The sequence below is a fragment of the Variovorax sp. Soil_C_19 genome (assembly GCF_057657255.1).
Genome location: NZ_JBDGIV010000007.1, coordinates 121,568 through 133,326, shown reverse-complemented (window position 1 = coordinate 133,326; position 11,759 = coordinate 121,568). Strand labels below are relative to the sequence as shown.

13 protein-coding genes are annotated in these 11,759 nt (G+C 68.9%); 8 read left to right on the top strand and 5 right to left on the bottom strand.

Annotated features, from left to right (window positions below):
* Positions 1-5 precede the first annotated feature (5 nt).
* Genes AC3A6R_RS16190 through AC3A6R_RS16180 form a run of 3 tightly spaced genes read right to left on the bottom strand, consistent with a single transcriptional unit; the run spans position 6 to position 3,284 of the window.
* Complete coding sequence (locus AC3A6R_RS16190) at positions 6-1,184, bottom strand: acyl-CoA dehydrogenase family protein (RefSeq protein WP_487864897.1); 1,179 nt, start codon at positions 1,182-1,184, stop codon at positions 6-8.
* Between the two features lie 39 nt (positions 1,185-1,223).
* The gene (locus AC3A6R_RS16185) at positions 1,224-2,174 is read right to left on the bottom strand and encodes a flavin reductase (protein WP_487864896.1); all 951 of its coding nucleotides are present in this window, start codon (positions 2,172-2,174) and stop codon (positions 1,224-1,226) included.
* Positions 2,175-2,183: 9 nt separating this feature from the next.
* Positions 2,184-3,284, bottom strand: coding sequence for an LLM class flavin-dependent oxidoreductase (locus AC3A6R_RS16180; RefSeq protein WP_487864895.1), 1,101 nt, complete (start codon positions 3,282-3,284; stop codon positions 2,184-2,186).
* Between the two features lie 99 nt (positions 3,285-3,383).
* On the opposite strand from AC3A6R_RS16180, the gene AC3A6R_RS16175 reads away from it, so the two are divergent.
* Positions 3,384-4,286: a LysR family transcriptional regulator gene (locus AC3A6R_RS16175; protein ID WP_487864894.1), complete on the top strand. Its 903-nt coding sequence runs from the start codon at positions 3,384-3,386 to the stop codon at positions 4,284-4,286.
* A 12-nt stretch (positions 4,287-4,298) separates the two neighbouring features.
* Here AC3A6R_RS16175 and AC3A6R_RS16170 read toward each other — a convergent pair whose 3' ends face one another.
* Positions 4,299-5,180: an SMP-30/gluconolactonase/LRE family protein gene (locus tag AC3A6R_RS16170; protein ID WP_487864893.1), complete on the bottom strand. Its 882-nt coding sequence runs from the start codon at positions 5,178-5,180 to the stop codon at positions 4,299-4,301.
* A gap of 175 nt (positions 5,181-5,355) precedes the next feature.
* Between AC3A6R_RS16170 and AC3A6R_RS16165 the strand changes: the two genes are divergently transcribed.
* Positions 5,356-6,315 (top strand): Bug family tripartite tricarboxylate transporter substrate binding protein, encoded by a 960-nt coding sequence (locus AC3A6R_RS16165; protein WP_487864892.1) that lies wholly within the window; start codon positions 5,356-5,358, stop codon positions 6,313-6,315.
* Between the two features lie 25 nt (positions 6,316-6,340).
* On the opposite strand, the gene AC3A6R_RS16160 is transcribed toward AC3A6R_RS16165, so the two are convergent.
* Positions 6,341-7,120, bottom strand: a complete 780-nt coding sequence (locus AC3A6R_RS16160; protein WP_487864891.1) for an SDR family NAD(P)-dependent oxidoreductase — start codon at positions 7,118-7,120, stop codon at positions 6,341-6,343.
* A 131-nt stretch (positions 7,121-7,251) separates the two neighbouring features.
* On the opposite strand from AC3A6R_RS16160, the gene AC3A6R_RS16155 reads away from it, so the two are divergent.
* The 6 genes from AC3A6R_RS16155 to AC3A6R_RS16130 all read left to right on the top strand — a co-directional run bounded on the left by AC3A6R_RS16155 (position 7,252) and on the right by AC3A6R_RS16130 (position 11,756).
* Entirely contained in the window at positions 7,252-7,515 is a 264-nt protein-coding gene (locus tag AC3A6R_RS16155) for a DUF1272 domain-containing protein (RefSeq protein ID WP_487860269.1), read from the top strand.
* Between the two features lie 13 nt (positions 7,516-7,528).
* Positions 7,529-8,122, top strand: a complete 594-nt coding sequence (locus AC3A6R_RS16150; protein ID WP_487864890.1) for a hypothetical protein — start codon at positions 7,529-7,531, stop codon at positions 8,120-8,122.
* Between the two features lie 8 nt (positions 8,123-8,130).
* Positions 8,131-8,574: a lysozyme inhibitor LprI family protein gene (locus AC3A6R_RS16145; protein ID WP_487864889.1), complete on the top strand. Its 444-nt coding sequence runs from the start codon at positions 8,131-8,133 to the stop codon at positions 8,572-8,574.
* A gap of 78 nt (positions 8,575-8,652) precedes the next feature.
* On the top strand, positions 8,653-9,036 hold the full coding sequence (gene czcI / locus AC3A6R_RS16140) for a cation efflux protein, CzcI family (RefSeq protein WP_487864888.1): 384 nt from the start codon (positions 8,653-8,655) through the stop codon (positions 9,034-9,036).
* 108 nt (positions 9,037-9,144) lie between these two features.
* A complete protein-coding gene (locus AC3A6R_RS16135) occupies positions 9,145-10,425 on the top strand; it encodes a TolC family protein (RefSeq protein ID WP_487864887.1) in 1,281 nt (426 codons plus the stop codon).
* Positions 10,422-11,756 carry an efflux RND transporter periplasmic adaptor subunit gene (locus AC3A6R_RS16130; protein ID WP_487864886.1) on the top strand — a complete coding sequence of 445 codons (1,335 nt, stop codon included), beginning with the start codon at positions 10,422-10,424 and terminating at the stop codon, positions 11,754-11,756. Before AC3A6R_RS16135 ends, AC3A6R_RS16130 begins: the two co-directional genes overlap by 4 nt.
* Positions 11,757-11,759 lie beyond the last annotated feature (3 nt).

The following is an 11,759-nucleotide window of genomic DNA, read 5'->3' as shown; positions in this document are numbered from 1 at the left end:
GGGTGTCAGGCTCCGAGCAGTTCATTGGCGACCACATTGCGCTGCACTTCGGAGGTGCCGCCGGCGATGGTGCGGGCGCGCGTGAACATGTAGTTCTGGATCCAGGTGGCGGCCGGCACGTCGGTGCCCTCGCCGCCGTTGTCGTTGACCAGGGCCAGGAAGCGGTGCGCGGCCTCGGGGCCGACCGCATCGAGCGCGATCGTGGTCAGGCGCTGCGCCACGTCGGCGCAGGTCATCTTGATGGCCGAGGGCTGCACGCCGAGCGGGCGCTGGTGGATCAGGTCGTCGGTGGCCTCGGCCATCATCACGCGCGCGCCCTTCACGTCGGCCTCGCACAGCAGCAGCTTGTGGTGCAGGCTGCTGAAGTCGCGCTTGCCCGCGGCGGCGCGCGCGGCCTCGTCGACCAGCCGTGCCACCTGGCGCCGCACGAGTTCGAGCCGCGCCACGTTGGCCGGCGGCAGGCGTTCGCGCTCGAGCAGGAACTTGGCGCAGGTCCAGCCCTTGCCGACTTCGCCGATCAGGTTGTCGGCGCGCACGCGCACCGCATCGAAGAACACCTCGTTGAGATGGTGCCAGCCGTCGATGGTGCGGATCGGCCGCACCGTGATGCCGGGCGTGTCCATCGGCACCAGCAGCAGCGAGATGCCGTCCTGCCTCTTCGCCTCCTTCGAGGTCCGCACCAGCATGTAGATCATGCTGGCCTCGTGGGCATGCGAGGTCCAGATCTTCTGGCCGTCGACGACCCATTCGCCGCCATCGAGCCGCGCGCTGGTCGAGAGCGAAGCGAGGTCGGAGCCGGAGCCCGGCTCGGAATAGCCCTGGCACCACCAGTCGCTGCCGTCGAGGATGCGCGGCAGGAAGCGCGCCTTCTGCTCGGGCGTGCCGAAGCGGATGATCACCGGCCCGATGTGGCCGAGGCCGTGGTGGTAGAGCGGCGGGCAGTCGTTCTCGGCCATCACCTCCTCGAAGATCAGGCGCTGGCGGATGTCCCAGCCGGTGCCGCCGGCATCGACCGGCCAGCTCGGCGCGCCCCAGCCGCGCGCATGGAGGATCTTCTGCCAGGCCTGGTACTCGCGCTTGGTGATCTTCTGGCCCGCGGCCACCACCGCGCGGATCTCGGGCGGGCAGGCGGTGCGGGCGAAGGCGTCGAGTTCGCGCCGGAACGCGGCGTAGTCGATGGACATGATTTTTCTGTCTCCTTGGATGTCGTGGTCGCGGGCCTGTCAGCCCTTGCGCAGCTGCGCGATCAGCTCGTCGAGCGCGGCCGCGGCGCCCGCGGCATCGCGCGCACGCAGGCGCGCGGCGATGTTCCGGCGCAGCGGAAAAAGGTCGGGGCGCGGGCGCACCGGCAGCACGTGCGTCATGCGCTCGCGCAGCACGCTCGTCATCGTCTGCGCCATCAGCGTCAGTGCCTCGTTGTGGCCCGCGGCGGCGATGGCAGAGAAGAAGCGGCTCGCGGAATCGATGCGGTCCTTGCGTGGCGCATCGTCGGCATGGGCCTCGATCGCATCGACCGCGGCCTCGACCGCGTCGAGCTCGGCCTCGTCGGCGCGCTTGCAGGCCAGGCGCAGCAACGTGCCGTAGAGCGTGCGGTAGGCCTCGTCGACATCGGCGTCGCCGAGCCGGCCCTGCAGCACGAGCTGGCGCAGCGACTCGGCCAGCATCATGTAGGCGCCCTTGTAGAACACCAGCGCCTGGTCGGCGGCGCCGGCGCCGAGGTGGCGCACCTCGCCGATGCACACCACATGGTCGCCGGCCTCGTGGCGCGCGAACACGCGGCATTCGAAGCTCGCGAGGCAATCGTCGATCAGCGGCATGCCGAGCTGGCCGGGGCGCCAGGCGACGCCCTCGAATTTGTCGGCGATGCGGCTCGACGCGAAGCGCGCCGAGAGCGCGTCCTGCTGCGCCGAGAGGATGTTGATCGCGAAGCCCTCGGCCTGCTCGAAGGTCGCGAGCAGCTTGCTTGCCCTGCGCAGGCTGAACAGCACCAGCGGCGGCTCGAGCGACACCGAACTGAACGAGTTGCAGGTCAGGCCCGCGGGCTCGCCTTCAGGGGTGCGCGTAGTGATCACGGCCACGCCGGTCGGGAAGCAGCCGAGCAGCTGGCGGAACAGCGTGGGCTCGACCGCTGCCGGGGCGCCTTGCGCGGCGCGTTCGACGACTTCGCCGGACATGGCGCCGCCTCAGGCCGCGGCGGCGAGTTCGCTCGCCACCGCCTTGCCGCCCGCGTGCGGGGGGTCGTTGGCGATCTCCTGCTGCACCGCGGGGATGATCACCTTGGCCCAGGTCTCGAGCTGGCGCAGCATGGTCGGATGGTCGAAGTCGCCCATCTGCGTCTGGAAGCAGTAGTGCACGGGCTTGAGCGTGCGGATCTCTTTCACCACGCGCTCGATCACCGTGTCGATGCTGCCCACGGGCAGCAGCGCACGCATCTCGTCGAGCGTGGGCTCGCCCTCGACGATGCCTTCCTCGACCTGGTAGTCGTCGGCGATCTGCGCGGTGCGGCGCTTCAGGCTCACCGCAATGCGGCGCTGGTAGCGCGCGCAGTCGAGGTAGCGCTCGACCTCGTCCTTGTTGTCGCTCGCGTAAGCGGCGCGCAGCAGGCCCACCTGCACGCCCGCCGGGTCTTTGCCTTCGGCGCGTGCCACCTTGTCGATCAGCGCGCGCGTGCCGGCGAGCTTCTCGAGGCCGCCGTCGCCGCCCGAGACGAACACGTGGTGCTCGGCGCGAATGGCGCGCGAGAGAAACGCCGGGTCCACGCTCGTGATCCACATCGGCGGCATCGGCTGCTGCACCGCGCGCTGGCTGATGGCGCTCATCGGCTGCTGGTAGAACTCGCCGTCGTAGCTGAACTTGGGCTCTTTCAGGCCCATCTCGAGCATGTCGAGCATCTCGAAGGTGCGGCCCTTGGCCGTTTCGAGCGAGACGCCGAAGCGCTCGAACTCGAAATGCTGGTAGCCCGAGCCGATGCCCAGGTTGAGGCGGCCGTTGGAGAGCTGGTCGACCATGGCCACGTCGGCGATCAGCCGCGCCGGGGTGTACAGCGGTGCGACGACAATGCCGGTACCCAGCCGGATCCTGCGGGTGGCCGCGGCGCAGTGCGCGATCATCGTCAGCGGCGACGAGCACATGCCGTAGTTGCTGAAGTGGTGCTCGGCGAACCAGGCCGCGCCGAAGCCCAGCTCGTCCGCGAGGCGCGTCTGCTCCACCGCGTCGCGAAGGATCTGGTGGGAGGTCTTATGCTTGTTCCGTTGCTGCATCAATATGAAGATTCCGAAATCCATCGCTGGGCTCCTTGTAGGCTGGTTGCGTGCCGGGAATCGTAGGAGCGGGGTGCGCGCGCGGCGCACCATGCTTCGCACACCTTCTTTGCGTGGATTGAAATGAAAGCCCTCGACTCGCTGCGCATCTTCGTGATCGTCCAGAGGAAGGGCAGCCTCTCGGCCGCGGGGCGCAGCCTGAGCCTGTCGCCCGCCACCATCTCGCGGCGCATCAGCGCGCTCGAAGAAGAACTCGGCGTGCAGCTGGTGGACCGCACCAGCCGCAACCTCAAGGTCACCGAGGCCGGCCAGGCCTTTCTCGAGCATGCGGAAGAGGTGCTCGAGGCGATGGCGCGTGCCGAGGAGGCCGCTCGCAACGCTAAGCTGCTGCCCGAGGGGCGGCTGCGCATCCATTCGCGCACCCAGCTCGGGCTGCGCGTGATCGCACCGCTGCTGCCGGGCTTTGCCAAGCGCCATCCCGACATCCAACTCGAGCTGGAGCTTTCCGAGCATCCGGTCAATCTGGTCGAGCAGGATTTCGACGTCGACATCCGCACCGGCGAATCGAACGATTCGAGCTTCGTCATCAAGCGGCTGCTCAGCAGCGACGAGGTGCTGGTGGCGAGCCCTGCGTTCATGAAGGTGCACAAGCGCATCCGCCACCCGCGCGACCTCACCGAGGTGCGCTGCCTGACCTATCGGCGCGAGCGCGAGGCCACCACCTGGAAATACATCGACGAGGAGGGTCAGCAGCAGGAACTCGCGATCCAGGGGGTGTTGAGCGCCAACAACGGCGAAGTGCTGCGGCTCGCGGCCATCGGCGGCATGGGCATTGCACTGCTGTCGGAAGCCACGGTGCGCAGCTGCCTGCACGACGGCACGCTGGTGCGCGTGCTGCCCGACCACCGCTTTGCGGTGCGCGCGTTTTCCAACGGCATCTATGCGGTGTTCCGCAACAGCCGTACGCTGCCGCTGAAGGTGCGCGCGTTCGTCGATTTCATCGCCGAGGCGCTGCGCGAGGGTTGAGCGCTGCGCCGTTCAGTCCGCAAAGCGGTGCGGCGCCAGCCCGGGCGCGGGCAGGCCGCGCACTTCGAACAGCGCGCCGTCCTGCGGCGCGGTGCCGGTGAGGTTGGTGCTTTTCGAGATCGAGGTCACGAAGGCGCGGTCGAGGCGCTCGCCGCCGAAGCACAGGCTGCTCGGGTAGGTCGCGGGCAGCGCCACGGTGCGGTCGAGCCGGCCGTCGGGCGCCAGGCGCGCCATGCGCGCCGCACGCGGCAGCACGGTCCAGACGAAGCCCTCGGCATCCACCGTCGCACCGTCGGGCCCGGAGCCGAAGGGCTCGGTCTCGGCGAAGACGCGCCGGTTCTCGAGCGGGCCGTCGGGGGTGTAGTCGAAGGCCCAGATGGTGCGGGCAGGGCTGTCGGCGATGTAGAAGGTGCGCCCGTCGGGGCTGAAGGCGGGGCCGTTGGCGAGCGCGAAACCTTCGGCGAGGCGCTCCACGCGGCGGTCGGGCCGCAGCCGGTAGAGTCCGCCCAGGATCGGGTCGCCGGGCGCGCGGTGGCCATGCAGCGTGCCGGCGATGAAGTTGCCCCAGGGGTCGCACTTGCCGTCGTTGAGGCGCACGTCGGGGTGGTCGGTGTCGATGCCTGCGATCGGTTCGAGCTGCCGCGTGGCGAGGTCGTAGCGCGCGAAGCCGTGCTGCAGCGACACGAGCACCGCGCCGCTCTCGCAAGGCGCGGCGGCGCCAACGGGTGCGGGCAGGTCATGTCGTTCGGCCTTGCCGTCGGCGAGGCGGCGACGGTGCAGCGCGCCGCCGAATGAATCGATCCAGCACAGCGTGCCGGTTCGCGCGTCCCAGAACGGGCTCTCGCCCAGCAGGTCGCGGGTTTCCCCGAGGATGCAAACGGCCGGTTCCTTCATGGCCTGCAGTGTGGCGCCGACGCGCGCACGGCCGGCTGCGGCCGGCGCAAAGCAGCTTTTCAGTCCTTGCAGCGCACCGGCGCTGCCGCTCGATAGACTGCCTCGGCGGCCGAAGAACGGCCTGGTCCGGCCCCTTTTCGCCGGCCTCGATTCAAGCGCAACAGGAGACAAAAAAATGGCTCGATTCAAGTTCATCGCGCGCGCGCTGCTCGGCCTCTGCCTCGTGGCGGGCACGGCGGCCCATGCGCAGCAGCCGGTGCGCCTCGTGGTGCCGTTCGCCGCGGGCGGCGGCACCGACCAGTACGTGCGGCTGCTCGCCAGCGAGCTCACGAAGAAGGGCACGCAGGTCATCGTCGAGAACAAGCCCGGCGCCAGCGGCATCGTGGCGGCCGACCACGTGGCGCGCGCAAAGCCCGACGGCAACACGGTGCTGGTGTCCTCGCTCGGTACGCTGGCCAGCAACACGGTGCTGTTCGAGAAGCTGCCCTACGACCCGAAAAAGGATTTCGCGCCGGTCACGCAGATCGGCTACCAGCCCGCGATCGTCATCGGCCGCATGGACCTGCCCTACAAGAACATCAAGGAGATGGTGGCCTATGCCAAGGCCAACCCCGGCAAGATCAACCGCGGTTCGCCGGGCGAGGCGATCATGACCAACTTCGCGCCGCTGAGCTTCGAGAAGATGGCCGGCATTTCGACCACGCATGTGCCGTTCAACGGCGATGCGCCCGCGATCCAGGCCCTGCTGAGCGGCACCATAGACATCGACGGCACCTCGATCACGGGTTCGCTGTCGCTGATCCAGAGCGGCAAGCTGCGCGTGCTCGGCGTGATGGACAGCCGCAGGCTGCCGCAGGTGCCCGATGCGCCCACCTTCAAGGAGCAGGGCTTCGACTTCGAGGCGCTGCTCTGGTATTCGCTCTCGGTGCCCTCGGCCACGCCGCCCGATGCGGTCCAGCGTCTCAACAAGGCGGTGAGCGAGGTCATCGCCGACCCCGCATTCGTCGCCAAGGCGCAAGCCATGGGCATGGAGCCGCGTGGCAGCACACCCGAGGAACTCGCCAAGTTCGTGCAGGCCGAGTTCGACCGCTGGGTACCTGTGCTGCGCGGCCTGAACCTGCCAAAGCAGCAATGAACGTGCGGGCCGCCGCGGCGGGGCCTCAGTTGGCGGTGTAGCCTCCATCCACCGGCAGGATGGCGCCGGTCACATAGCGCGCCTGGTCCGACGCGAGGAAGACCACCGGCCCCGCGATGTCGTCGGGCGCGCCCGCGCGCTGCAGGAAGGTGCGCTCGACCATCCGCGAGAAGCGCGCGGTGTCCTGCGCGACCTGCGTGGTCATCGGCGTCATGACCAGGCCCGGCGCCACCGCGTTGACGCGCACGCCGTGCGGTCCGAAGTCGCGTGCCAGGAATTTCGTGAGCTGCCCGACCGCGCCCTTCGATGCGCCGTAGACCAGGTGCGCACGGGTGGCGACCAGCGTGGTGATCGAAGCCACGTTGACCACCGCGCCGCGGGTCCGCTTGAGGCCTTCGGCGCAACTCATCGTGAGCTGGAGCAGGCCCTTCACGTTGACGGCCATCACGCGGTCGAGGTCTTCGGCAAGTTCGGCGGCGTCCTCGGACTTGCTGCGCCCACCCACGCCCGCGTTGTTGATGAGCACGCCGACCGGGCCCCAGGTGCGATCGAGGTCGGCGACCACCGCCCGGCATTGCGCGGCGTCGCGCACATCGAGCGCGTAGGGGCGGCAGCGTCCGGCGAACGACTGGTCGAGCGCAGCCGCTGCCTGCCGGGCGCCGTCGAACTGAACGTCGGTGAGCGCCACGCGGCAGCCGGCTTCGAGCAGGCGGTGCGCAATCGCCTGGCCGATGCCCTGGCTCGCGCCGCTCACGAGCGCGACCGTGTTGTCGAAAGTGGGTGGCAGGGGCGTGTGTTGCGTCATCGAGTGCTGGCCTTGAAATCGGGTCGGCGCAGTCTAGGCACCGGCCCGCGGGATGGCGTTGATGAAAGCGAAAACCTCCTTTGCGGCCTTCGTTTAAGCTTCACCGATCCCACTTCCCTCGAGGTTTCGCCATGCTTCAAATGCGCCCCGGATGCGAGTGCTGCGACCGCGACTTGCCGGCCGATTCGACCGATGCCCGCATCTGTTCCTTCGAGTGCACCTTCTGCAGCGATTGCGCGAGCCACAAGCTCGCAGGCACGTGCCCCAACTGTGGCGGCGCATTGCTGCCGCGCCCAGCGCGGCCTGCGGCCAAGCTCGCGAAGTACCCGGCCTCGACCACGCGGGTGTTCAAGCCCGAAGGCTGCGCTGCGGCATCAGCAGTAGCAGCTTCCTGACGCGCGTTCCGGCATGCAACAAGAGGTTCTTTCCGCGCACGACATCTTTCCGCACATCCGCATCGTCATGGGCATGGTGATTGGCCTCGGCCTCACGCGCCTGCTCTCGGGTGTCGCGCGCATCGTGCAGCATCCGGCCCAGTACCGGCTCTATGCGGTGCACCTTGCCTGGGTCGGTTCGGTGTTGCTGGCGCTGGTGCATTTCTGGTGGTGGGAGTTCGGCCTGTTCCAAGTCCATGTCTGGACCTTCGGGACCTATGCCTTCCTCGTCAGCTATGCGGTCGTGCTGTTCCTGCTGTGCGCGCTGCTCTTTCCCGACAGCATGCGCGACTACGAGAGCTACGAGGACTACTTCTATGCCCGGCGCGCCTGGTTCTTCGGCCTGCTGGGCACGACCTTCCTGCTCGATGTGGTCGACACCCTGATCAAGGGCGAAGCGCACTTCGCGCGCTTCGGGTTCGAGTACCTGATCCGCACGCCGGTGCTCGTGCTGCTTTGTGTGGCGGCGGCAATGAGCAGCAGCCGGCGCTTCCACGGACTCTTCGTCGCCGCGATGCTGGTCTACCAGCTGTCGTGGATCTTCCGTCTCTTCGACACGCTGGATTGAGGACCCTTATGAAAATGATTGCCCAACGCGCGGCCTGGTGGCTGGGTCTCGCGATGTCGGCGGCGCTCGTGTCGCCGGCGCAAGCCGACGATGCCTGCATGGACAAGGCCCAGACCCAGGCCCAGCTGAATGCCTGTGCCGCAGCCGACCTGAAGCAGGCCGACACCCGGCTCAACCAGCTGTACAAGCAGATGCAGGCGCGCTTGAAAGCCGACCCGCGCACCAGCAAGCTGCTGGTCGATGCCCAGAAGAAATGGCTGGCCTTCCGCGACGCCGAATGCACCTTGCGGACCGTGCGCAGCGCCGATGGCAGCATGCAGCCGATGAACGTTTCCAGCTGTGTGGCCGGGCTGACCGCCAGCCGTGCCAATGATTTCGAAGACCTTCTGAAGTGCAGCAGTTCGGCCGATGAGCAGGAACGCGCGAGCTGCGCGATACCTGGCGCGCGTTGAGGCTGCATGGGTGAGGGCGGCCTGGCCGTAAGGGCTTTGCTGCACCGGCCGCGCACACCCCCTCGATATACTTTGCCGATGCGCCGCTGGCTCCTGGTCTTTCTTCTGTTCGTGCTGCCGCTCCAGTTCGCCTGGGCCGGTGCGGCCGGCTATTGCCAGCACGAGCAGGACGCGAAGGCGTGGCACCTCGGCCATCATTCGCACGAGCATGCCGACGGGCAGGGTGCCGCGGCAAAAACCTCGCAAGCGGCACCGGACAGTGACGGCGACAGCGCCGCGCCGCTCGGCCTGGACCACGGCGACTGCAGCGTCTGCCATCTCGGCTGCGCCAAGCCGTTCGCGAGCGCGATGGCCGACTGCACGCTGGACCTGCGCCAGCACTTTGCCAGCGCATCGCCGCCCTCGCATGCGGCGCTCGGCGCCGATCGCATCGACCGCCCCAATTGGGTCCGCGTCGGCTAGTCCGGCGCGCCGCCCCCGACCCCTTTTTCCTTCGTCTTCATCCTCGGATGATGCGTTGACGCGCGCGCCGGATTCCCCCGTTGTTCCTTTCACAACCTGGAGAATTCGATGCACAGGCTATTTATGCCGCTGGCTTTTTTGGCGGCATTGGCAATCAATCCCTCGCTGGCGCAGCCCTCTGTGGCGGCTGCGCCAGCGACCGCAGGTCCGCTGACACTCACGCGCGCCGTCTCGCTCGCGGTCGAGCGGCATCCCGACCTGCGTGCTGCGTCGCGCGAGATCGAGGCCGTGGACGCGGCCCGCGAGCAGGCCGGCGTGCTGCTGCCCAATCCGACGCTCGGCATCGAGATCGAGGACACGCGGCGTGAAACGCGCACCACCACGATCCTGCTGAGCCAGCCGATCGAACTCGGCGGCAAGCGCGCGGCGCGCATCGATGCGGCCGAACGCGCACGCGAAGTGGCGCAGGCTCAGCGGGAGGTCCGCGAAGTGGAGGTTCGCGCAGGCGTGACTTCGGCCTTCTTCGCGGCGCTGGTCGCGCAGGAGCGTGTCGGGCTTGCCGAGGCGCTGCTGCGGCTGGCCCGAAGCGGCAGCGAGGGCGCCGCCAAACGCGTCGCGGCCGGCAAGGTGTCGCCGGTCGAGGAAACCAAGGCGAAGGTCGCCGCGGCCGGCGTGGCCGTCGAACTGGCCCAGGCGCGCAGCGAACGCGAAGCGAGCCTGCACAGCCTGCGCAGCGCAATCGGCGTTGCCGATCTCGACCTGTCGCAGCTCGACGGCAGTGCGCAAAGCCTGCCGCCGCCGCCGCGCGGCGCGGACCTAGCACAGCGCCTGGACGAGGCACCGGCCCTGCGGCTGGCGGCGCTGGAGGTCGAGCGCCGGCGCGCACTCGCGTCGATCGAGCGGGCCGGGCGCGTGCCCGATGTCACGCTCACGCTCGGCGCGAAGCGCACACCCGATTCGAGCCGCGACCAGATGCTGATCGGTATCTCGGTGCCGCTGCCGATCTTCGACAGCAACCGCGGCAATCTGCGCGAGGCGTTGCGCCGCGAGGACAAGGCACGCGACGAGGCGGACGCGGTCGCGGTGCGCTTGCGCGCGGAACTGCTGGTCGCGCAGCAGCGGCTAGCGACCGCACGCATCGAAGCCGAGACGCTGGAGAGTGAAGTTGTACCCGGCGCGCAGAGCGCCTTCGATGCCGCCACCCGCGGCTTCGAGCTTGGCAAGTTCAGCTTCCTCGAAGCGCTCGATGCCCAGCGCACGCTGTTCCAGGCCCGTGCCCAGCACCTCAGGGCGCTCGGCGACGCGCATCGCGCCGCCGCCGACATCGACCGTCTGATTGGCACGTCCGCCGTGCCGCTTGCCGCAACCTCATTCCAGGATCGACCATGAAACCCGAACAGAATTCCCCGCGCCGGACCGGCCCCAAGCAATGGATCATGGTGGCGCTCATCGTCGTCATCGGTTTCGCCGCCGCCGCAATGATCCTGCGCTCGGGGTCCGGCGAAGCGCCGGCCGGCGAGCATGCGCATGAGAAGGACGGCCACGGCGAAGCCGAAGGACACGCGAAGTCCGAGGCGCATGGCGAGGGCCATGAGGAGGAGGATGCGCACAAGGAGGAGGGCGCGCACGAGGAAGAGGGTGCCCACAAGGAAGAAGGCGCCCGCAAGGGCGAAGCCGCCCACGCGGAGGAGCCCGGCAAGATCGCGATGTCCGAAGCCCAGGCCAAGGCCGCGGGCATTGCGCTGGAGACCGCCACCGAGGCCACCCTGCGCCAGGTGCTGCAGTTTCCCGGCGAGATCCGCTTCAACGAAGACCGCACGGCGCACGTGGTGCCGCGCGTTGCGGGTGTGGTCGAGCGCGTGTCGGCCGATCTCGGCCAGCAGGTGAAGAAGGGCCAGGTGCTGGCGGTGATCTCGAGCGCCGCTGTTTCCGAGCAGCGCAGCGAACTCGGCACCGCGCAGAAGCGCCTCGAGCTCGCGAGAACCACCTACGCGCGCGAGAAGAAGCTCTGGGAGGAAAAGATCTCGCCCGAGCAGGACGTGCTGCAGGCGCGGCAGGCGCTGCGCGAGGCGGAGATCGCCGCGGCCAACGCCGGCCAGAAGCTCCAGGCGCTCGGCGCCACGCCCTCGGCGGGCAGCCTCGGGCGCTACGAACTGCGCGCACCCTTCGACGGCATGGTGGTCGAGAAGCACATCGCGCTCGGCGAAGCGGTCAAGGAGGACGCCAACGTCTTCACGGTTTCCGACCTGTCGACCGTGTGGGCCGAGATGAATATCGGTGCCGGCGACCTGCCGCGCGTGCGCGTGGGCGAGCAGGTCATGGTGCGCGCCAGCGCCTTCGATGCGGCGGCCGAGGGCAAGGTGGCCTACGTCGGTTCGCTGATCGGGGAGCAGACGCGCACCGCGCGCGCCCGCGTGGTGCTGCCGAACCCCAGCCTGGCCTGGCGTCCGGGCCTGTTCGTGAACGTCGAGGTCGTCGCCGAGGAGACCCGTGCGCCGGTCACGGTCGCGACCGAAGCCCTGCAGACCATCGACGGCAAGCCGACGGTCTTCGTCAAGGTGGACGGCGGCTTCATGGCGCACCCGGTGCAGACCGGGCGCACCGACGGCAAGCGCGTGGAGATCGTCAGAGGGCTCGAAGCCGGCGCCGCGCATGCCGCCGCAGGCAGCTTCATCGTCAAGGCGGAGCAGGGCAAGGGCTCCGCGTCGCATACCCACTGAGCC

Bases quoted from the DNA above. Each gene is read 5' to 3' on its own strand.
- AC3A6R_RS16190 (WP_487864897.1), bottom strand. From the start codon at position 1,184: ATGTCCATCGACTACGCCGCGTTCCGGCGCGAACTCGACGCCTTCGCC.
- AC3A6R_RS16185 (WP_487864896.1), bottom strand. From the start codon at position 2,174: ATGTCCGGCGAAGTCGTCGAACGCGCCGCGCAAGGCGCCCCGGCAGCG.
- AC3A6R_RS16180 (WP_487864895.1), bottom strand. From the start codon at position 3,284: ATGGATTTCGGAATCTTCATATTGATGCAGCAACGGAACAAGCATAAG.
- AC3A6R_RS16175 (WP_487864894.1), top strand. From the start codon at position 3,384: ATGAAAGCCCTCGACTCGCTGCGCATCTTCGTGATCGTCCAGAGGAAG.
- AC3A6R_RS16170 (WP_487864893.1), bottom strand. From the start codon at position 5,180: ATGAAGGAACCGGCCGTTTGCATCCTCGGGGAAACCCGCGACCTGCTG.
- AC3A6R_RS16165 (WP_487864892.1), top strand. From the start codon at position 5,356: ATGGCTCGATTCAAGTTCATCGCGCGCGCGCTGCTCGGCCTCTGCCTC.
- AC3A6R_RS16160 (WP_487864891.1), bottom strand. From the start codon at position 7,120: ATGACGCAACACACGCCCCTGCCACCCACTTTCGACAACACGGTCGCG.
- AC3A6R_RS16155 (WP_487860269.1), top strand. From the start codon at position 7,252: ATGCTTCAAATGCGCCCCGGATGCGAGTGCTGCGACCGCGACTTGCCG.
- AC3A6R_RS16150 (WP_487864890.1), top strand. From the start codon at position 7,529: ATGCAACAAGAGGTTCTTTCCGCGCACGACATCTTTCCGCACATCCGC.
- AC3A6R_RS16145 (WP_487864889.1), top strand. From the start codon at position 8,131: ATGAAAATGATTGCCCAACGCGCGGCCTGGTGGCTGGGTCTCGCGATG.
- czcI (WP_487864888.1), top strand. From the start codon at position 8,653: ATGCGCCGCTGGCTCCTGGTCTTTCTTCTGTTCGTGCTGCCGCTCCAG.
- AC3A6R_RS16135 (WP_487864887.1), top strand. From the start codon at position 9,145: ATGCACAGGCTATTTATGCCGCTGGCTTTTTTGGCGGCATTGGCAATC.
- AC3A6R_RS16130 (WP_487864886.1), top strand. From the start codon at position 10,422: ATGAAACCCGAACAGAATTCCCCGCGCCGGACCGGCCCCAAGCAATGG.